Genomic DNA, 20695 nt, shown 5'->3' with positions numbered 1-20695 from the left:
GCTTAGCGTTTCATCCACGCATTTAATTCATCGAAAAAAACAAGGCATTGATTAAGTTGGTCAATTTCTATGAACTCATCGGGTTTGTGGGCTTGGCGAATAGAGCCTGGGCCAATAATTACCGATGGGATACCACCAACGATCTCGAACACGCCGCCTTCTGAGCCATAAGAGACCTTGCCACCACGTTCGGGAAGAATAGGCTCAAGCTGCTTGAACATTACGGTGTCGGTTGCATCCCCCATGGCGGGGTAAGCAAATAGCTCTTGCCACTCAATGGCCGAATCTATTGATTGGTGCTGCATATCGGGGAGAAGAGCAGCCTCTACATCGCTGATCAGCGCTTTAATGTCTGTCGCAGCCGCTTCCTGATCAATGCTACGTAGCTCAAAGATAAAACTGCAGGTGTCGGGGGTAACGTTGGTCGCTACACCGCCCTCTATGATGGTGGTAAGGGTAGTGGCGTGGGGGACGGTAAAGTCATTATCAAAGGGGCCATCGTGTTCATATCGTCGCGATCGTTCTGCGATCATGGTGATGATACGCGAGGCATACTCCACTGCATTGACGTGTTGAGGGGAGAAAGATGAGTGGCCTCCTTCGCCACGCACGGTCACCCGCATCGCGATTTTGCCTTTCTGGCCATTGATAAGCTTCATTTCACTGGGTTCACCGATAATCGCTAAGGCCGGTGGTACTTTGAGTGCGGCTAAGTAGCGAGCAATAGCAGGGGCTCCCAAGCAGCCGACTTCCTCATCATGAGAGAAGCAAAAATAGAAAGGCCGCTTCAGTTCTCCGTTGGCAAAAGCAGGTGCCGCTGCCATCACGCAGGCTGCAAAACCTTTCATATCGCAGGTTCCGCGACCAAATAAGCGACTGCCACGCTGCTCCATTTTAAAAGGATCACTTCTCCAGCTCTTTGGGTTTGCGGGCACTACGTCGGTATGGCCAGAGAGCACAATGCCAGCTACGTCGGCGGGACCCAGGCGGGCGACCAAATTGGCCTTTTCTCCACTCTCATCCGGCAGCACTGCCACCTCCGCGCCAAGCATAGCGAAGAACTTCTCCATGTGATGAATAAGCTCAAGGTTGGAGTGGGCACTGGTTGTGTCATAAGCGATCAGGTCTGCGAGGTTTGAGGTTGCGGCTTCCAACAGCGGGTGAGTATTAGGCGTAGCACTAACTTGCATAATGTTTAATCCTTGGCAATAAGAGAATCATTGGCTCAGGCTTTGGCTTTCTTAAGCTGCTGACGAATCGTCACCACCACTACGAATATCGCTAGCGAGGCGAATAGCCAGGTGATAGGCGACGACACTAGGATGCTTGGATCTCCGCGCGAGAGCGCAAGAGCACGCCGCAGGTTTTCTTCCAGCATGGGGCCAAGAATAAAGGCGATTAAAAAGGGGGCGGCGGGAATGGCGAATAGGAACATGAAAAAGCCAAATATGCCCATCGCCAGTAATACGATGACGTCATACATGCTGTTAGAGATCGAAAAAATACCGAATAAGCACAGGGCCAGCACGATAGGTGCCATTAATCCGGGTGGGATGCGTGAGATATGTGAGAAAAAGCGCATGGTTGCTTTACCAGCACCAAACAGCAAAACAGATGAGAACAGCATGCCAATAAATAGCATGTAAACCTCATTAAGGTTGTTCTCAAACAGCATAGGCCCTGGGGTCATGCCGTGAATCATAAAGGCGCCCAGCATCACGCCGGTAATCACATCGCCCGGCACGCCTAGCGCTAGCAGGGGGATCATGGTGGAACCACAGCAACCATTGTTAGCGGACTCGGAAGCAGCGATTCCTTCCAGTTCACCTTTACCAAAGTTTTCACGGTTCTTTGAGCTACGTTGCGCTTCGCCGTAGGAGGAGAACGCCGCAGCTGAAGGCCCAATGCCTGGGATGGCCCCCATGACGATTCCGATCATGCTTCCTTTGAGCGTTGCTTTTAAGGATCGCCTCAGCTCATCTCGCGTCACCCGGTTATCGCCTAGTTGCATGGGCTTATGGCTTTGGTTGTTACGAAACACAATAATTTTAAGCAGCTCTGGAATCGCAAACAGCCCAATCAGTACTGGCGCGACCGCAAGGCCGCTCTGCATATCAACGGTGAGATCAAAGCGAAACGAGCCATACATGTCTTCGCCTACGGTGGCTAACAGCAGCCCTAAACACGCCGATACAAGACCAAGCAGTAGTGAACGACCTGATACCCCAGCCACGGTGGTGAGCGCGAAAATCATCAGCATGAAATATTCGGGTGGACCAATACGCAACGCAAGGAGTGCCAGCGGTGCGGCAATAAAAATCAGCGAGAGATTGGAGATAAAGTCCCCAGTACATGATGAATAGAGCGCCATATTGAGCGCCTTACCCGCCTTGCCTTGTTGGGCCAACGGGTAGCCGTCAAGGGTCGTGCAGGCCGCTGATGCTGTTCCTGGTGTTTTAATCAAAATTGCCGGGACCGAGCCGCCGTAGGTTGAGCCTTTGTATAAAGCGACCAGTAATAAAATACTCGGGATTGGCTGCATATAAAAAGTAAAGGGCAGCGCCAGCGTCACCGCCATGGTGCCAGTCATTCCGGGAATCGCACCGATAATAACGCCACCCCAAATGCCGGCGGCCATGATCAGGAAATTCTCAATGGTGGCAACCGCTTGAAAGGCAACCAGTAGGTCGTTAAGCATAGTGGTCAGTCCTATACGCGGTAAGTTAAATACCGATAGCCTTAAAAAGGCTGCCGACAGGGAAACGCGTATTGAGTGCGCTGGAGAAAAACAGGTAAAGAACAAGCGGAAGTGCCACTGCAACAATGGCCGTCACCACTTTGTTGCGCCAATAGCCGGTCATTATCAACATCGCCACTAATAGCAGGATGCTCGATAATAAAAAGCCAAACAGCATCACTGAGCCAATGAAAAGCGCAAAGGTGAGTACCGTCCAACCAAAGCGCGTGATTAATGTGGCAAGCGGTGTGTCACCGCGAATGGCACTGGCATCTTCAGGGTCAGCAATAGCTTCGGTTTTGCGTGAAAATGTCAGCCCAACGAGCAATATTCCCAGCGCCATGCCTAGCATGGAAACCGTTCTAGGCCACATATCAGGCGGGGGAGCAAAGCCTGGAATAAAGCGTGGGCGGGGCACATAGGCTGGAATCAGTAAAAAAAGAACAATACCGAACAGCGCTGTAATCACTAAACCGCGTGTTATACCCATGACCCCTCCAGTAATAACCTGATGTTTCTAGTGTCGGCGATATGCCTATCGGTAACTCACTCGAGATAGCCGAATTGCTCAGCTAGGGTGCGATAAAACTCATACTGTTCCTTTGCATATGTCGCCATGTCGACGCTACCGATAGTAGAAATTGAGCCCCGAGCTTGGGTACGGCTGAGCCAGTTTTCGTCTTCAGCTACCTGCTCCATTACATCATTCCAGGTATTCATCACTTCTTCTGGTAGCTCTGGCGGGCCATATAGCGCGCTCCAGCCAATCACTTGCCCAGCTAGCTCATAACCCAGTTCTTCCGCAGTAGGCACTTCTGGCAGTGTTTCCATGCGTTCAGGCGAGAAAACCATTAACGGGCGCATATCACCGCTTTCAATATGCGGCATTAAAGAGACTGCAGCGATTGCCAAAAAATCCACATGACCACCCAACAAAGCCGTCGCCAACTCACCGCCCCCACCGTATGGAATTAGAGTGGCCGCCGTCAGCGGGTCTAGTTCTGCGTCAGCCAGAAGTGATTGCACGGTAAAGCCATCAATAGCAGTAGCACCTGAGGCTGCATAGCTCATTGCACCAGAGGCGTTTTCTATGCCTTCCAGCAAGTCTTCAACGCTTTCATAGGGAGAGTCTTCGGCGACGGCAAGAATCATCGGCGTTGCTTCAAGCGGGCTGATAAAAGTGTACTCATCCCAGTCAACGCTGCTGTTTTCATTTACTGCCGGTGACAGCGCCATGCCCACGCGGGCTAGCAGCAAAGTGTAGCCATCTGGGTCACCCCGAGACACATCGCGAGCCCCGGTCATTCCTCCTGCACCTGCTTGATTCACTACCGTAACAGGCTCGCCCAAATATTCGCGGGCAGACTCAGCGAGTGCTCGTCCTGCGAGATCTGATGCACCGCCGGGGCCGTACGGTACTACCAGTGTGACAGGGCCAGACGGATAGCCCTGAGCATAGGCAGTCGATGCTGTGAGCAGCGTTGCTGCCGCTAAGCTTAAAGTGAGTTTCATGCTTATCTCCGCAATAGTTGTTGCACCGCTGTTATTGAAGTGGATTTGTTAACAGCACTTTTTGGAACCAGCGCTTTTAACATAGACAAGTATGAAATTTGTTGCAACAATTTGATTCAGTATTCGTTTTTGTTCTAGTGGTGAGCTGTTGTTGCAAGCTTTTCATTTGCGAAGACTATTTTTAACTAAATATTATTTAATTAATTACTGATGATAAGGTTTTAAAGGTATGAAAATAAAAGAAATTGAGGCCTTTGATGCTTTTATGAAGCATGGCACAACAAAAGCTGCTGCTGAAACATTGGGGATTAGCCAATCGATGGTAAGTCGGTTACTTACTGGGCTAGAAGATGAACTGGGATTTATATTATTTAAGCGTACAAGGAACCAACTATCGCCAACGGCAGAAGCATTTTTGTACCACGCCTCAGTACTGCGATTAATGGCAAGTATTCGGGATACACAAAAAGATGCAGATGCCATTGCTAATAATCAACTCGGCAGTGTGGTGGTGGCTGCCCAGCCAATTTTTTGCGATACCTTTTTACTTGATGTGATTAAGCGCTTTAAACAAAATCACCCCAATGTTGGCGTTCGAGTAATTGATGCAGGGTTGCAAGAGTTGCTTAAAATGATCGACAACAATACTTGTGATGTGGCACTGGGAATAACGCTTGAAGCCGATACTTATGGGGCTACCGTTAGTAGTCTTGCGCGCTGTTCTGCGAGGTGCATCATGCATCGTACACACCCTCTCGCTAAGCAGGATGCGGTAGCCATTACGAGCTTAAAAAATCAGATGTTTGTAGAGCTAATGTCAGACAGCCCGCTGCGAGCAAGAGTGGACTTTATCATGCAGACAGTTGATATAAAGAGAAATATTTCCGCTGAAATGCGCCATATGCGCGGGGTGTGCGCGTTGGTTGACCGCGGGCTTGGAGTGGCGGTCATTGACCCTATAGCTGAGTTGCTGCTGCAGGGAACAGCCGTTATATCTAAGCCAATGAAGCCTACAATCGAGTGGGAAATTGCCTTGCTTAAATCTAAACACAAGCCGCTAAGTAGCGTTGCTGAATCTTTCTGCGAAGAGATATACGCTGAAATCGATAGTTTGCATCAAATGGGTATTTTAACGTCGCTTAATATAAATTAGCAGCCCGAACAGATGACTTATCCACAGATTAGAATGCTTAAAGTCTAGGCTAGCGGTAGGTAGAGACAGCCCGCATAGGGCTGCTCTATTTTGCTATTGTTCGTTTTAAGCGTCTCGGCGATAAATCAAATCCCAAACCCCATGGCCAAGCTTTTCTCCGCGGGCTTCAAATTTTGTAAGCGGGCGGAACGCTGGGCGCGGCACGTAGGGAGCGGTTTCTGCGCTGGCGGTGTTGGCATAGCCGGGGGCTGCTTCCATGACCTCTGCCATCCACTCTGCGTAGGCTTCCCAGTCGGTAGCCATATGAAAGGTGCCGCCGGGCATTAAGCGCGTGCGGATCAGCTCAACAAACGCAGGCTGCACGACGCGCCGCTTGTGGTGTTTCTTCTTTGGCCACGGGTCAGGGAAGAATAGCTGCAGCGTGGTCAGCGAGTCTTCCGGCAGGCACTGCTCAAGCACGGCGAGGGCATCTTCGCGGTAAACGCGCAGGTTGGTAAGGCCGCGTTTATCCACTTCATCAAGCAGCTTACCAACGCCGGGGGCGTGGACTTCGATGCCGATAAAGTCGGTATCCGGGTGGGTTTCGGCCTGTTCAATCAGTGAGTTGCCCATACCAAAACCAATTTCGACTACCCGCGGTGCTTGGCGACCAAACAGCGCATCCAGGTCTTGACGACCATCGGCAATGGTTAGCCCCAAGCGTGGCCAAACATCTTCTAGGCCACGGCCTTGGGCTTGCGTCATACGGCCTGCGCGAATCACATAGCTTTTAATGCCGCGCCGGTGCAGCGGTGCATCCGCTCCCTCTGGACCAGTAGTGGCGTTGCTTTCGGGAGTGGCATTACTGTCTGGCACGGCGTCGTTGGGTTCAGTCATGGTATCTCGAATCAATTAACCGTTAATACGGCCAGCAAAAGGTGAAGAAGGGTCGGCGGATTGACGGCGTGGCATACGACCCGCTAAAAATGCGTCGCGACCGGCTTCTACGGCCAGCTTCATGGCATTGGCCATGCGTATTGGGTCTTTGGCGTGGGCGATAGCGGTATTTAGTAGTACACCGTCACAGCCCAACTCCATAGCCATGGCGGCATCCGAGGCTGTGCCAATGCCGGCATCCACCAGTACCGGTACGCTGCTCTGTTCAACAATTAAGCGCACGTTGTGTGGGTTTTGGATACCGTGACCAGAGCCTATCAGTGAGCCCAGTGGCATGATGGCGCAGCAGCCCATGGCCTCTAGTTCACGTGCCACAATGGGGTCGTCGCTGGTGTACACCATCACGTCAAAGCCATCGGCGAGCAGGGTTTCGGCGGCTTTTAGAGTCTCCACCACATTGGGGTAGAGCGTATGATCATCGCCGAGCACTTCCAGCTTTACCAGGTTGTGGCCATCAAGCAGTTCCCGGGCCAAGCGGCAGGTACGCACAGCATCTTTAGCGTTATAGCAGCCAGCGGTGTTGGGCAGTAGGGTGTAGCGCGCGGGAGAGATGACGTCTAGTAAATTGGGCGCCCCCGCATCCTGGCCTAAATTAGTACGACGCACGGCAAACGTAACAATTTCAGCGCCGCTTTGTGCAATCGCAGCGCCGGTTTCGTTAAAGTCTTTGTACTTGCCCGTGCCAACCAGCAGGCGAGAGCGGAAATCGCGACCGGCAATGGTAAACGGGGTGTCAGATAGCGCTGCATCTGTTGACGATGTATCGGTTAGTTGCGTCATAGTGTTTCCTTTAGCCGCCGCCAATGGCGTGGACAACTTCCACTTGGTCACCATCGACCAGTTGGGTAGCGGCGAGTTGGCTGCGGGGGACAATCTCTTCGTTAATTTCGACGGCGATGCGCCGCCCACTCAGACCCAGCTGTTCAACTAGGCCAGCGGCGGTCAGGTTGGTCGACAACGTATGGGGTTCACCGTTTAGACGTATCTGTATAGACATAAATAGGCGTGTCTCATTCGTCGTGGCAGTTCTTTCTTTAAGATAGTTACTATTGTAGCGGTTTCGTGCCACGCAAGGTACGCCGTGGGTGCAATCAGTACAATGTATGCCAATGAAAGATTGCGTCGAAGCGTGTGTAGAAAAGTGGATCAGGAGAGCGGTATGCAACGAATAGATAGGGTGTGGTGGTGTATAGCAGCGCTTTCTGGCGCCATGATGGTCATGCTGGGTGCCTATGCGGCCCATGGATTAGAGGCACGCGCTACCGAAGCCATGGTGAGCGCTGTTGAAACCGGCGTACGCTACCAAGCATGGCATACGCTGGCCATTATGCTCGTACTGGTGTGGCGCCAAGTACAGCCGCTGGCTGGTCAGCGCTGGGTGATGGCGCTTTGGGCGTTGGGTGTTGGGTGTTTTTCAGGTTCGCTTTATGTGATGGCGTTAGCAGGGTTGAATCTTGGCATTGTGACGCCCATCGGCGGCGTACTGCTAATGGCCGGGTGGCTGGCGCTGGCCGTGGTAGCATTAACGGCCAATCACTAGTCACGACGTTTTATACTGACTTAACATGAGCACCTTTAATGTTTCATTTCGTTGTTGCCATTCCCTGCCTTATTGTTATTTTACGATATTTAGCCCCCCTCAAATGGCCACTCTGGTTTAAGTTCCTGCTCAGCATAGTGCTGCTGTTGATTGCACAGCACCATTTGCTGACATTACTGGCATTTGGCTCCATGTTTTCTCCCGAGGTACCACGAATCATCGTGCTGGCCGTTAACTGGATTTTCGGCACAATGCTATTTCTAGCGGTACTTCAGGTAGCCGTTGATCTGATAGCGCTTATGGTGATAGCGGTTAAGCGGCGGCGTATCGCCATTCCGCCTGTACTGCGCTATAGCATGGGCGCGCTGGCATTAGGAGTGGCTGCTTTTGCCGTTAGCCAGGCTGCACGAGTGCCTGCGGTCAAGAATGTTGAGGCGGCCATTCAAGGACTGCCAGCGGCGTTTGATGGGTATGAGATCGTGCAGTTAACCGATCTACACATCAGTCGATTGTTTGAAGCCCCCTGGGTTGAAGCGGTGGTGTCACAAACCAATGCGTTAGCGCCGGACTTAATCGTAATTACCGGTGATTTGATCGATGGCGACCTAGACGTGCGCCTAGCAGATGTAGCACCGCTTCAAGCGCTATCAGCACCCGACGGCGTCTATACCATTCCTGGCAACCACGAGTACTATTTTGGCTACCCCGAGTGGATGGAGCACTATCAAGCACTGGGCATAGAAACATTAGCTAACCAGCATGTTGTGATCGAAAACGACGGCGCAAATATAGTGCTTGCTGGGGTTACGGATTTTTCAGCCCCCAGAAATGCTTTTCCTGCACCTAATGTTGATGAGGCGCTAGAGGGTGCGCCGGACAATACGTCAATTATTATGCTGGATCATCAGCCCCGGGACGCCGCTATTGCCGCCTCAGCTGGCGTAGATCTTCAGCTTTCAGGGCATACCCACGGGGGAATGATCTTAGGTTTTGAGCGGCTGGTTGCTAAAGCCAACAATGGTTTTGTGTCAGGCTTTTATGATGTTCAAGGCATGACGCTTTACGTCAACAACGGTACAGGCTTATGGCCTGGGTTTGCTCTGCGCCTTGGTAAGCCCTCTGAGCTAACCCGCATTACGCTTCGTCAGGGGTAAAGTGCTCTGGCACCACTAAGTCCGCTGGCGCGTCGATATCCATCAGCGTGCCAGCATCCTGCACATCATAGGCGCGGTAATGGTCGGCGTTGTCGCGAATCAGATCTTTGGCACCGGTGTTGCCACTTAACGCTTCCAGTGCTGGCCATAGGGCGCGTCCAAAAATGACAGGGTGGCCTTGCTTGCCTGCATGGCAGGGCCGCACGATGGTATTGACAGTGGCTAGCCGCTGTAACGACAACAGCGTCTCTTGCTTAATCCAGGGCATATCGCCCAATAAAATCGCCACCGCTTCGCTGCTATTCAGCTGGGCGTCGTGGCTAAGCGCCCTTACCGCTTCGGCTAGGCTCGCCCCCAGCCCTAAATGCGCCTGATGAAGACGAATCAAAGGCGTGTGTTCTGCCAGCCCCAGCAAATTGGCGTCATCCTCTGCGCGGATTGCCACGCGTAGCAAAGCAAAGGCTTGCTCCGCGTTAGCGACAGAGGTTGCTAACAGCGAGCGGCCATCGGCAAGCGCGGCGCAGCGCTTGTCGTGCTGGCCAAACCGTCGCGAGTAGCCAGCGGCCATCACTAAGCCGATGACATTACTAGCGGGCATTGAAAATCCCATTGGTGACCTTGTGCCAATTATGTCTATGCTGAAGACATTAGGACATTAACTAAGTGACCGCAATGAGCAGGGAAGGCACCTATTTATGAATTCACAGAGTAGCGCGGAGCGCTCTAACGTCTCTTTCGTCGTCAATGGCGCAAGGCATCAGCTTGAATTGGATAATCGGACAACGCTACTGGATGCTTTACGTGAACACTTAACATTAACCGGTACAAAGAAAGGCTGCGACCATGGTCAATGTGGCGCCTGTACGGTATCTGTAAATGGTCAGCGAATTAACGCCTGCCTAACGTTGGCGGTGATGCATGAGGGCGATGATATCGCGACGATTGAAGGAATGGGTGGTGTTGAGCATCTCGATCCCATGCAGCACGCCTTTGTCGAGCATGACGCCTTCCAATGTGGGTACTGCACGCCGGGTCAAATTTGCTCGGCAAAAGCCGTGCTTAAGGAAATAAAGGCGGGATTTCCGAGCCATGTGACTGCGAATTTAACTGCGCCTATTGAGGTAACTGACGCTGAAATTCGCGAACGGATGTCAGGCAACCTATGCCGCTGCGGTGCTTACGCTAATATTTTAAAAGCCATTACGCAGGTAGCGGAGGAGCGCGCATGAGAGCCTTCTCCTATGAACGAGTGACCGACCCGGCCGAGGCTGCCTCACGTGCTGCCACGGTTCCCGGCGCCAAATTTATTGCTGGCGGCACCAACCTGCTTGATCTGATGAAGCATGAAATTGAAACCCCACTGCACTTGATTGATGTAACCGGCACTGGGCTAAACGATATAACGCCCACCGACGACGGTGGTTTGCGTGTCGGCGCGCTGGTCAGCAATAGCGGGCTGGCCGCTGACTCACGGATTCGGCGTAATTATGCGGTATTGAGCCGGGCGCTTGTCTCGGGTGCATCGGGCCAGCTACGTAATAAAGCCACCACCGGCGGTAATCTCTTACAGCGCACCCGCTGTCCCTATTTTTATGACACCGGCATGCCCTGCAACAAGCGCTCACCTGGGGCTGGCTGTGCCGCGCTGGGTGAAGGCGCCACGTCGCGCCAGCTGGGTATTATCGGCACTTCAGACGCATGTATTGCCACCCACCCTTCGGACATGGCCGTCGCACTGCGAGTGCTAGATGCCGAAGTGGAAACCGTGATGCCCCGAGGCGAGGCGCGGCGACTGACGCTGGATGAATTTTACCAGTTGCCTGGTGATACGCCTGAGGTGGAAAACGCGTTGGAGCAGGGCGAGATGGTCACCGCCGTCGTGCTACCCGCACCGGTTGCAGGCCGCCACGCCTATTTCAAAGTGCGTGATCGAGCCTCGTATGCCTTCGCCTTGGTCTCTGTTGCACTGATCCACGCCCCTGATGGAACGGGGCGCGTCACACTCGGTGGCGTGGCCCCTAAGCCTTGGCGCCGTGATGACGCCGACGCTGCGCTGCCAGAGGGTGCGCAGGCGGTCATGGCGCGCCTGCTTGACGGTGCCCGCCCAACGCAAGAGAACGCCTACAAGCTTACCCTGGCAGAGCGAACGCTCGCCGCGCTGCTGGCTCAGGAGTGACCCATGGACTTTAATCAATCAACGGAAGATAACCTGTTTGATCGCGCTCGTATTATCGGCAAGCCCCATTCGCGCATTGACGCCACCCTCAAGGTGACGGGGCGTGCGCCCTATGCTTACGAGCGCCATGATGTGGTGGCGAACCAGCTGGTGGGCTACCCGCTGTGTGCGACTATTGCCAAGGGACGCATTACCCATATGGACGCCTCTGCTGCCCGCGCCGCCCCCGGTGTTGTATCCGTCGTCACGACGTTGGAGATGGAGCCGCTAGGGCGTGCCAAAAGTAACGTGGCACTGCTTTTTGGGGGCGATACCATTGCGCACTATCATCAGGCAATTGCCGTTGTCGTGGCCGAGACGCTTGAGCAAGCAAGAAGCGCTGCCGCGCTGATTGATGTGCGCTATGAGGAGGAGCCCGGCGTATTTGATTTGGAAGTTGCCTGGGAACGGTTACAGGACACTGGAGAGCCATTATCGGACGTCGGTGACGTGGACGCTGCTTTTCAAAACGCGGCAGTGACTGTGGATGAAGTCTACCGCACCGCCTCCCAAAGCCATGCCATGATGGAGCCCCACGCCTCCATTGTTGACTGGTCGGATGGTGGGCAGATGATGGTGTGGACCTCAAACCAGATGATCGCGTGGACGCGTAAGGCCCTGGCAACCACGTTCAATATTAAGCCCGAGACCATCTGCTTAGAGAGCCCTTATGTGGGCGGTGGCTTTGGCGGAAAGCTTTGGTTACGAGCTGATGCGGTGCTCGCAGCACTCGGCTCGCGCGCTTCAGGGCGACCGGTCAAACTCGCCTTGCCACGCCCATTGGTGTTCAACAATACCACCCACCGTTCCGGCACCATCCAGCGCCTACGTATTGCAGCCGACGCTCAGGGCAAGATAACCGCCTTCGATCATTCGGCGATTTCACATACCTTGCCCGGCTGCAGTGGCGAGAACCCGGTAGAACAAACGCGCGTTTTTTATGCCGGTGCGAACCGTCGCGTTGCTCATCACCCTATCGACATGAACCTCCCTGAGTCGGCGGATATGCGCGCACCGGGAGAAGCGTCTGGGCTTGCCGCGCTGGAAATTGCCATGGATGAAATGGCGGAAAAGCTGGGCATGGATCCGGTCGAATTCAGAATCCTCAACGACACCCAAGTTGACCCAGAAGTTGACTCCAAACCCTTTAGCGACCGCCACTATGTCGAATGCTTACGTCAGGGTGCTGAAACATTTGGCTGGGAGGCGCGCAACCGCACACCTGGGAGTACCCGCGACGGTCAGTGGTTGATTGGCCACGGTGTAGCGGGTGCCTATCGCGGCGCGCCCACCATGGATTCTGGGGCACGGGTGCGCTTGCAAGGTGGGCACCTAATCGTTGAGACCGATATGACGGATATCGGTACTGGCTCCTACACGATTATCGCCCAAACGGCCGCCGAGACCATGGGGCTTGAGCTGGAGGCCGTCGAGGTTAGATTGGGCAACAGCGACTTCCCTGTTTCTTCGGGTTCGGGCGGGCAGTTCGGTGCCGCCAGCGCGACCGCAGGCGTATATGCCGCTTGTTTAGCGCTTCAAGAGCAGATCGCCAAGCGGCTGGGTGTCGATGCGCCACGTTATGAAAACGGCCGTGTAGTAGCGGGCAATACTGATTTGGCGCTCGCTGATATCGCCGACGGCGAAGAGCTTGTTGCCGAAGACACGGTTCATTTTGGCGACTTCAAAGACGACATGCAGATCGGCACCTTTGCGGCGCACTTTGTCGAGGTAGGGGTGCACGCCTATACCGGAGAAACGCGTGTGCGACGTATGCTGGCAGTATGTGATGCTGGCCGTATTCTGAATCCGATAACGGCACGTAGCCAGGTGATCGGCGGTATGACCATGGGCGTTGGCGCGGCCTTGATGGAGGGGTTAACTGCCGACCTGGACCGCGGTTTCTTCGTTAATCATGACCTTGCTAGTTACGAAGTGGCGGCGCACGCCGATATTCCGCAACAGGAGGTTATTTTCCTGGATACCACGGATGCGGCTTCATCTCCCCTGAAAGCCAAAGGGGTGGGTGAACTGGGCATCTGTGGCGTAGCGGCCGCCATCGCCAACGCTATCTATAATGCCACCGGCGTTAGGGTGCGTGAGTACCCGATGACACTTGATCGCATGCTCGACCAACTTCCTGCTGTAAGCTAGCTGGGTTAGACCGCCGGCAGCGCATAGCTGGCGGTGACATGCGCTACTGGGCGTATGTCATCGCTGGCTGAGAAGATCTGTACTTCGCCCACCGCTAATCGGCGGCCGAGCTTAATCAGCTTGGCGTGGGCAATAATATCGTGATCGCCGGAGGCAGCGCGGAGGAAATGGCAGTTTAAGTCGCTGGTCACCGCCATAGGCTCCGGGCCAATTTGCGCCAAAATAGCCACGTACATGGCCACATCTGCAAAACCCATCATGGTGGGGCCGGAAACACGGGGGCCAGGGCGCAGGTGTTCGTTTCCAATCGCTAAGCGCATGGTGGCGCGCATCTCACCCACGCTAACGATCTTGCCCATCCGTTGAGGAAAGACCTCATCTAGAAAATGCTCGATTTGCTCGGCGGTCATTATGGTCATTGTTGTTTTCCTCTTATAAAAAAGCCCCGAGGCATAAGCCTCGAGGCTGATTAAACCATACCACGAATTTACTACGCCTTATTCACTTTGGCCTTATGCACCTGGCGCCACTCATGCAGTAGCGGTTCGGTGTAGCCGGAAGGCTGTTCGCGGCCTTTAAAGATCAGGTCAGAGGCGGCTTTAAAGGCGGTAGAGCCTGCAAAGTCAGCGCTCATGGCCGTATAGGTCGGGTCGCCTGCGTTCTGCTCATCGACCACTTTGGCCATGCGCTTAAGTGACTCTTCCACCTGCGATGCATCAATAATGCCGTGATGCAGCCAGTTGGCAATATGCTGGCTGGAAATACGCAGCGTCGCGCGATCTTCCATCAAGCCCACGTTATGAATATCGGGTACTTTCGAACAGCCCACTCCGTGCTCTACCCAACGCACAACGTAACCCAGAATACCCTGGCAGTTGTTGTCCAGCTCCTGCTTCTTCTCTTCATCGGACCAGTTGGCGTTTTCCGCTACCGGTACGCTCAGCAGGTCATCCAGATAGTCTGGCTCGCCCAACCCTTCCAGCTCGCGCTGAACATCGGTGACATTAACCTGATGGTAATGCAGGGCATGAAGCGCGGCTGCAGTGGGTGAGGGAACCCAAGCGGTGTTGGCACCGGCTTTCGGGTGGCCAATTTTCTGCTCAAGCATGTTGTGCATCAGGTCAGGCATGGCCCACATACCTTTACCGATCTGAGCGCGTCCACGCAGGCCGCAAGCAAGGCCCACTTGTACGTTGCTCTTCTCATAGGCCTGAATCCAAGCGGCGCTCTTCATGTCGCCCTTGCGCACCATGGGGCCTGCTTCCATGGCGGTATGCATCTCATCGCCAGTACGGTCTAGGAAGCCGGTGTTGATAAACGCCACCCGTGACGCTGCTTCAGCAATACACGCCTTTAAGTTAACGGTGGTGCGGCGCTCTTCGTCCATGATGCCCATTTTCAGGGTATCGCGGCTCATGCCCAGAATGTCTTCAACGCGGCCAAATAGCTCGTTGGCGAAGGCGACCTCGGCAGGGCCGTGCATCTTGGGTTTCACGATATAAACAGAGCCGGTGCGTGAGTTACGCGGCTGGTCGGCGTCTTTCTTTAGGTCATGAAGGGCAAGTAGTGAGGTGATGACCGCATCCAGGATACCTTCGGGTAGCTCGTTGCCGTTCTCATCCAAGATCGCCGGGGTGGTCATTAGATGACCCACGTTACGCACGAACATCAGCGAACGGCCAGGCAGGGTCACGCTACCGCCATCGGTAGTTTGCCAAGTGCGATCAGCGTTCAGTTTACGGGTAAAGGTTTTGTCACCTTTCTCGATCTTCTCCTCCAGATCGCCCTTCATCAGGCCAAGCCAGTTGCTGTAAACACCGACTTTGTCTTCTGAATCTACCGCGGCAACGGAGTCTTCGCAGTCCATGATGGCGGTCAGTGCCGCCTCTACCACGACATCTTTCACGCCTGCCGGGTCGGTTTTACCGATCGAGTGGCTAGGATCAATCTGAATTTCTAAGTGCAGACCATTGTTGGCCAGCAGAATTGCGTCAGGTTTGGCCGCTTCACCGGTAAAGCCAATCAGCTTGCCGGAATCTTTCAAGCCGGTTTCGCGCCCGCCTTCGAGCGTAACGACTAAATGCTCATCACGAATGACGTATTTCACTGCATCGCGGTGAGAACCAGTGGCCAGCGGGGCCGCGCGGTCAAGCACGCCACGGGCATAGGCAATCACTTTGGCACCGCGTTTTGGGTTGAAGCTAGCGCCTTTTTCGGCACCATCCTCTTCTGAAATCGCATCGGTGCCGTAGAGAGCGTCATACAGGCTGCCCCAACGTGCGTTGGCAGCGTTCAGTGCGTAGCGTGCATTACTCACGGGTACGACCAACTGAGGGCCCGCTTGAACGGCCACTTCACGGTCAACGTTGGCGGTAGACGCTTTCACATTCGCTGGTGCTTCTGCTAAGTAACCGACTTCTTTTAAGAAGCGACGGTATGCCGGCATATCGCGGACAGGGCCGGGGTGTTCCCGGTGCCACGTATCCAGCTTCTCTTGCAGGGTGTCGCGCTCTTCGAGTAATTGACGGTTTTTAGGGGTCAAATCGTGAAATAGGGCATCAACACCGGCCCAAAAGGCACTTTCATCAATGCCGGTACCCGGTAGCGCCTGTTCATTTATGAAACGGTCTAAATCTGCTGCCACCTGTAAACGGTGACGCGTGATACGCTCGCTCATGGGGTTTCTCCTGTGAGGATGCCCGTGGGGAAATATGTTTGCCACGGTCAGGGTTAAAATACATTTATGGAAAATAATTCCACACCTGCTCGGGCATGTAAACAGCGTAGACCCTAAAGCGTTAAAATGCTCGACCAAATGATAAGGGACGTGACCTTAAGGCCGCGCGTTAGCCAATAGCAAAAATGGCGTTATGGAGAAACAACAATGCGTGATTTCCAACATCTGGAAGGCTTGTTTCGCCATATTTCGAGCGATAATGCCCTTACCCGCTTATTGCCGGATGAGGTGCTGGCGGACGCCATGCAAGGTTATTTTCATCACTATGGCCTAGAAGCACTGCTCATAGATACGCATGAAGTATATGCAGGCTTTATTGATACTGGGCGCTTTGCGCTATGGTGCCAGGTATGGAGCCCTCCCCAGCCGGTAGGCACCGCCTTTGTGGTACATGGCTACTTTGACCATATGGGGCTGTATCGTCATTTACTAGAGCGGTTGCTGGTCAAGGGATGGCGGGTAGTGCTATGGGACCTTCCTGGTCATGGTCTTTCGAGCGGTGCGCGGGCGGAAATAGAAGATTTCGATGATTATCAGCACTGTCTGACTCATTTACAGACCACGCTCAAAAGTCAGGGGCTAGCGCCTGAGCCATGGCTGGGTATCGGCCAAAGCACCGGTGGCGCGATATTGGCGACGGATGCGCTGACGCGCCGGGAGGCGTCAGGCTGGTCAGGTCTCGTATTGTTAGCGCCTTTGGTGCGCCCTTGGGGGTGGAGCCAGACGAGTTGGCTGCATTTGATTGCAAGCCCGTTTCTAAAAGAGCTGCCGCGTAAATACCGGCCTAATTCGACGGATGAACAATTTACCGAGTTTCTACGTGATCACGACCCATTGCAGTCCGAAAACTTAAGCGTTGCCTGGGTGAGTGCCATGCGCCGCTGGATGCCACGGCTATTAGCACAGGCGCCCAACCCCTTACCTACTTTAATACTTCAAGGCGAGCAGGATCTGACCGTCGACTGGGAGTGGAATTTAGCGATTATGAAGAAGAAGTTTCCCAATGCCGAAATTCATCGCCACCCGGAAGCCCGCCATCATTTGGTAAACGAGGCGGACCCTATCCGTGAAGTGCTGTTTGAAGCGCTGGATGGATTTTTGGATCAACTTAGCGAGCGCCGAGAGCTGTCTATTCTTACCACTATGCCCCCCTCAACATTCGATCCAACTGCCGGTAACCAATAGCCTCGATAAGATGTGGTTGGGTGGGCTTTGGCTCACCCTGTAAATCGGCCAGCGTAAGCGCTACGCGTAACACGCGGTGGTAGGCGCGAGCGGAGAGCTTGAGCTTTTCGAGCACACCTGCCAGCCAAGCGCGCTCTTCATCGTTAAGCGCACAGGCGGCTTCTAGCGCTTTGCCGCTTAATTGGCTGTTTAGCGCGCCGCGGGCCATTTGACGTTCTCGCGCAGCCATGACGCGCTCGCGAACGGCCTCTGATGATTCGCCCTGAGTTTGCGCGGTGAGCTGCTCAGGCGGCAGGGCGGGCACTTCCACCTGTAGGTCGATGCGATCCAGCAGCGGCCCGGAAAGTCGCGCTTGATAACGCTGGATTTGGCTGGCGGTACATTGGCAGCGCTGGCGTGGGTCGCCCAAGTGCCCGCAGGGGCAGGGGTTCATAGCGGCAACCAATTGAAAGCGGGCTGGATAACGACGTTCATGGCTGGCGCGGGCTAAATGGATTTCTCCAGTTTCTAGTGGCTGCCGAAGCACCTCAAGCACATGGCGAGAGAACTCTGGTAATTCATCTAAAAACAGCACGCCGTGGTGCGCGAGTGAAATTTCGCCGGGTTTGGGTTTTGAGCCTCCACCCACCAACGCTGCGGCACTCGCACTGTGATGGGGTTGCCTAAATGGCCGCTTACCCCAGTCGGCCTCCAGCGGTAGGCCGCAGACCGAGCGCACCGCGGCCACTTCCAGGGCATCCTCCTCGGAAAGCGCGGGCAGGATACCTGGCAGGCGGCTGGCTAACATGGTCTTGCCGGTGCCGGGAGGGCCCGCAAACAATAGGTTATGACCCCCGGCAGCAGCCACTTCCAGTGCGCGACGTGCCTGCTGCTGGCCGCGTACATCGGCCAGATCATCTACCGGCGAGGTGGTTTTCACCGAGGCGCTGAGCTTGTGTGGGAAAATCTTATCTTGATCGAGTAAGTGCGCTACTACCTGCCAGAGAGTGTCGGCAGGCAGCACTGGTAAATCACCTGCCAATGCCGCTTCATCGGCGCAGGCGCGGGGGATGATCAGCGCTTTTTTAGCCCGCCGCGTGGCAAGCGCAAAAGGTAGTATCCCTGGTACGGCACGTAATTTTCCATCCAGCGCTAACTCACCAGCGCACTCCATGCCTTCTAACGCTTCCACCGGTATTTGCCCAGAGGCAGCGAGAATGCCTAACGCGATAGGAAGATCGAAGCGGCCACCCTCTTTGGGCAGATCAGCGGGGGCGAGGTTTAGCGTGATACGTCGAGTATTCGGGAAATCAAAGCCCGCATTGACTAGCGCACTGCGCACCCGTTCGCGGCTCTCTTTTACGGCGGTTTCTGGCAAGCCCACCAGCGTTAGGCCCGGCAAGCCGTTAGCCAGGTGCACTTCAACATGCACCGCCGGTGCATCTAAGCCTACGCCTGCGCGCGTGGCGACAATGGCTAGTGTCATTGCATTCCCTCGCTAAATTACCTGCTTCGTATCTAACTCTACTTTACCTTTGCAATATAAATCTAGCGCTTAGCGTATTTGCTGCTGGTCAATTTAGTCTGATAGGACGGTATCGTGTGCCTCCAACGCTATCGTCAGTTCCCGGGCAAAGCGCTGGGCGGAGGGTAGCGCGCCAAAGCTCCATACTGGTGGTAGGCGAAGTAGATGGTTGTGTTTCACGCTGGGTAGCTGCTGCCATAGACCACTCTTGGCCAGTTGCTCTTCGACCCCGGCGGGCAACGGGTCGATAATGACAAGCGTTGCCTCAGAATAGCGGGCCAGCGCTTCAATTCCCACTAACGCAAACCCCCAGTCGTTGGTGGGTTGATCCCAGGCATTGGGAAGGTCGAGCTGCTCCAGCACGGCGTTGTATAAGCTATTTTCTCCAAACACGCGTACGTGGCGAGCATCCATAAACTGCACCATCAGCAGTGGCGCGTTTTCTGCCTGTGAGGGGGGCCGGGTTTCGCGCAGGCTAGTCATTAACTCTTGGGTTTGGGCAATCAGCGCTTCTGCCTGAGGTTGGCGCTCGGTTAATTCGCCCAACTGGCGGGTAAGGGTCTGCATCTCTTGCCAGGTATCGGTACCGGGGGAGTAGAGCGCGAACGAAGAGACTGGCGCTATTCGCTCCAGGCGCGGTGTTAAACCGGCGAACATTGAAGAAATGAGCGTCTGTTCAGGCGGCACTTGGGCCAGCAGTTCGAAATTGGGCTGGGTGCGTAGCCCCATGTCGGTGGCACTGCTGGGGATCCGCGGCTCGCCCACCCATTGGTGGTAATCACTCTGCTGGGCGACGCTTCCTACAGGCGCATCAATTGCCAGCAACGTTTCAGCAATGGTCCAGTCGACCGCTGCCCACTGGGCCTGGGCGCTGGTAAACGGCAGCAGGCATACCGCGTATAGACCACATCGGGCGAGGAAAGCAAGCAGGGTGGTGCGGCGCATGGTTAGGAAAAGCCATCCAAAAAATAAGAGATGTATTTAAACGATAATGTTTATTGTTTGCAAATCAGAATTTAGCTGAAAAAGCAGGTAAATAGCCATGGCTTGGATAAAGATCACATTTTTGATAGTAAACGACGCTGGGAATAGTAGGGAGTTAGCTATCCGGTGAGGGGTGCATCAATTTGGAGCATTTGTATTTACTAATAAGACATCTGTTCTAACAGCTGCACGTAAATTGTTTATTTATCTTCGCTTGCTCTTTCTTGGTGCCTTTAATGATTTAACCAGCGGCAATTATAGAGCCTCTATTGCCGCTGACTGATCACCCATATTTAAACGGGCTTGGTGTCTTCATCGCTGTTTGGTGTTTGAGAGGCTTCTTGAGAAGCTTCTGAAGAGGGTTCTGGAGTAGGTACCGGCGGTACTTCGGCCTCCATTGGCGTGGCTGTGGTGGCTACCGACGCTTCTACCGTGGCTTCAAGATTCGCGACCTGGCGCTCCAGTGCCTCTACTCGTGAGCGCGTACGCTGCAGTACGTCCATCAAAATATCAAAATCCTCCCGTGAGACCAGCTCAAGGCGGTCAAAGGCGCCACGGACGACTTGCTGTACGCCCTTCTGAATATCTTCCGGCGCTTGGGAGGCATTCTGTAAACGGTCGCCGATCTGTTGAGCCAGGCGGCTAATGCGGTCTTGAGGCGCCATGTTTCTCTCCTAAATGGTCATATATAAAAATGAACTGCTTGCCTGTAAGGATACGCAACAGTTGGCAAGTTCGCATGTATCGTCTGCGATTACTGTCAAAGTGCTTTCTGCATCGAAATGAAGCAGGCTACTTTTTCTTACGCTCTTTTTTGGTGCATAAGCCGTGTTGCGAACGTAGGTTTGATCTGGGGAAAGGCTGTAAAACCCTCAATGTTGCGGCTA

At 54.2% G+C, this 20695-nt stretch carries 20 protein-coding genes; 7 read left to right on the top strand and 13 right to left on the bottom strand.

The window, feature by feature from the left end; all coding sequences use genetic code 11:
* Positions 1–2 precede the first annotated feature (2 nt).
* From argE to ACQKE4_RS03825, 4 genes are read right to left on the bottom strand one after another with little or no spacing between them, the layout of a single operon-like run.
* On the bottom strand, positions 3–1190 hold the full coding sequence (gene argE / locus ACQKE4_RS03840; protein ID WP_427386979.1) for an acetylornithine deacetylase: 1188 nt from the start codon (positions 1188–1190) through the stop codon (positions 3–5).
* A gap of 35 nt (positions 1191–1225) precedes the next feature.
* Entirely contained in the window at positions 1226–2698 is a 1473-nt protein-coding gene (locus ACQKE4_RS03835; RefSeq protein WP_427386978.1) for a tripartite tricarboxylate transporter permease, read from the bottom strand.
* Between the two features lie 25 nt (positions 2699–2723).
* Complete coding sequence (locus ACQKE4_RS03830) at positions 2724–3227, bottom strand: tripartite tricarboxylate transporter TctB family protein (RefSeq protein ID WP_427386977.1); 504 nt, start codon at positions 3225–3227, stop codon at positions 2724–2726.
* Between the two features lie 56 nt (positions 3228–3283).
* Positions 3284–4249 (bottom strand): Bug family tripartite tricarboxylate transporter substrate binding protein, encoded by a 966-nt coding sequence (locus ACQKE4_RS03825; RefSeq protein ID WP_427386976.1) that lies wholly within the window; start codon positions 4247–4249, stop codon positions 3284–3286.
* 229 nt (positions 4250–4478) lie between these two features.
* On the opposite strand from ACQKE4_RS03825, the gene ACQKE4_RS03820 reads away from it, so the two are divergent.
* Positions 4479–5402, top strand: coding sequence for a LysR family transcriptional regulator (locus tag ACQKE4_RS03820; protein ID WP_427386975.1), 924 nt, complete (start codon positions 4479–4481; stop codon positions 5400–5402).
* Positions 5403–5507: 105 nt separating this feature from the next.
* Here ACQKE4_RS03820 and trmB read toward each other — a convergent pair whose 3' ends face one another.
* From trmB to thiS, 3 genes are read right to left on the bottom strand one after another with little or no spacing between them, the layout of a single operon-like run.
* Complete coding sequence (gene trmB / locus ACQKE4_RS03815) at positions 5508–6278, bottom strand: tRNA (guanosine(46)-N7)-methyltransferase TrmB (protein WP_427386974.1); 771 nt, start codon at positions 6276–6278, stop codon at positions 5508–5510.
* A gap of 15 nt (positions 6279–6293) precedes the next feature.
* Positions 6294–7118, bottom strand: a complete 825-nt coding sequence (locus tag ACQKE4_RS03810) for a thiazole synthase (protein WP_427386973.1) — start codon at positions 7116–7118, stop codon at positions 6294–6296.
* A 10-nt stretch (positions 7119–7128) separates the two neighbouring features.
* Entirely contained in the window at positions 7129–7335 is a 207-nt protein-coding gene (gene thiS / locus ACQKE4_RS03805) for a sulfur carrier protein ThiS (protein ID WP_427386972.1), read from the bottom strand.
* Between the two features lie 162 nt (positions 7336–7497).
* Between thiS and ACQKE4_RS03800 the strand changes: the two genes are divergently transcribed.
* Entirely contained in the window at positions 7498–7878 is a 381-nt protein-coding gene (locus ACQKE4_RS03800; RefSeq protein WP_427386971.1) for a DUF423 domain-containing protein, read from the top strand.
* A 38-nt stretch (positions 7879–7916) separates the two neighbouring features.
* A complete protein-coding gene (locus tag ACQKE4_RS03795; protein WP_427386970.1) occupies positions 7917–9032 on the top strand; it encodes a metallophosphoesterase in 1116 nt (371 codons plus the stop codon).
* On the opposite strand, the gene ACQKE4_RS03790 is transcribed toward ACQKE4_RS03795, so the two are convergent.
* The gene (locus ACQKE4_RS03790) at positions 9013–9630 is read right to left on the bottom strand and encodes a nucleotidyltransferase family protein (protein WP_427386969.1); all 618 of its coding nucleotides are present in this window, start codon (positions 9628–9630) and stop codon (positions 9013–9015) included. The two genes, ACQKE4_RS03795 and ACQKE4_RS03790, sit on opposite strands and share 20 nt — an antisense overlap.
* A 97-nt stretch (positions 9631–9727) precedes the next feature.
* Between ACQKE4_RS03790 and ACQKE4_RS03785 the strand changes: the two genes are divergently transcribed.
* The 3 genes from ACQKE4_RS03785 to paoC are packed head-to-tail and all read left to right on the top strand — an operon-like array spanning position 9728 to position 13398.
* A complete protein-coding gene (locus tag ACQKE4_RS03785) occupies positions 9728–10261 on the top strand; it encodes a 2Fe-2S iron-sulfur cluster-binding protein (protein ID WP_427386968.1) in 534 nt (177 codons plus the stop codon).
* On the top strand, positions 10258–11208 hold the full coding sequence (locus ACQKE4_RS03780) for an FAD binding domain-containing protein (protein ID WP_427386967.1): 951 nt from the start codon (positions 10258–10260) through the stop codon (positions 11206–11208). The genes ACQKE4_RS03785 and ACQKE4_RS03780 overlap by 4 nt, the downstream gene beginning before the upstream one ends.
* 3 nt (positions 11209–11211) lie before the next feature.
* Entirely contained in the window at positions 11212–13398 is a 2187-nt protein-coding gene (gene paoC / locus ACQKE4_RS03775) for an aldehyde oxidoreductase molybdenum-binding subunit PaoC (protein WP_427386966.1), read from the top strand.
* A gap of 5 nt (positions 13399–13403) precedes the next feature.
* On the opposite strand, the gene ACQKE4_RS03770 is transcribed toward paoC, so the two are convergent.
* Positions 13404–13817, bottom strand: a complete 414-nt coding sequence (locus ACQKE4_RS03770) for a PaaI family thioesterase (protein ID WP_427386965.1) — start codon at positions 13815–13817, stop codon at positions 13404–13406.
* A gap of 71 nt (positions 13818–13888) precedes the next feature.
* Positions 13889–16075: a malate synthase G gene (locus ACQKE4_RS03765; protein WP_427386964.1), complete on the bottom strand. Its 2187-nt coding sequence runs from the start codon at positions 16073–16075 to the stop codon at positions 13889–13891.
* A 207-nt stretch (positions 16076–16282) separates the two neighbouring features.
* Between ACQKE4_RS03765 and ACQKE4_RS03760 the strand changes: the two genes are divergently transcribed.
* Positions 16283–17320, top strand: coding sequence for an alpha/beta hydrolase (locus ACQKE4_RS03760; protein ID WP_427386963.1), 1038 nt, complete (start codon positions 16283–16285; stop codon positions 17318–17320).
* On the opposite strand, the gene ACQKE4_RS03755 is transcribed toward ACQKE4_RS03760, so the two are convergent.
* The 3 genes from ACQKE4_RS03755 to ACQKE4_RS03745 form a co-directional block, all read right to left on the bottom strand.
* A complete protein-coding gene (locus ACQKE4_RS03755) occupies positions 17277–18785 on the bottom strand; it encodes a YifB family Mg chelatase-like AAA ATPase (protein WP_427386962.1) in 1509 nt (502 codons plus the stop codon). The genes ACQKE4_RS03760 and ACQKE4_RS03755 overlap by 44 nt on opposite strands.
* Positions 18786–18878: 93 nt before the next feature.
* Positions 18879–19769, bottom strand: coding sequence for an ABC transporter substrate-binding protein (locus tag ACQKE4_RS03750; RefSeq protein WP_427386961.1), 891 nt, complete (start codon positions 19767–19769; stop codon positions 18879–18881).
* 332 nt (positions 19770–20101) lie between these two features.
* Complete coding sequence (locus ACQKE4_RS03745) at positions 20102–20473, bottom strand: accessory factor UbiK family protein (protein WP_427386960.1); 372 nt, start codon at positions 20471–20473, stop codon at positions 20102–20104.
* Positions 20474–20695: the final 222 nt, after the last annotated feature.

Origin of the sequence: Halomonas sp. NPDC076908 (assembly GCF_050269715.1) — a bacterium.
Lineage (GTDB): Bacteria > Pseudomonadota > Gammaproteobacteria > Pseudomonadales > Halomonadaceae > Vreelandella.
This window is presented reverse-complemented; position numbering and strand designations above follow the sequence as displayed.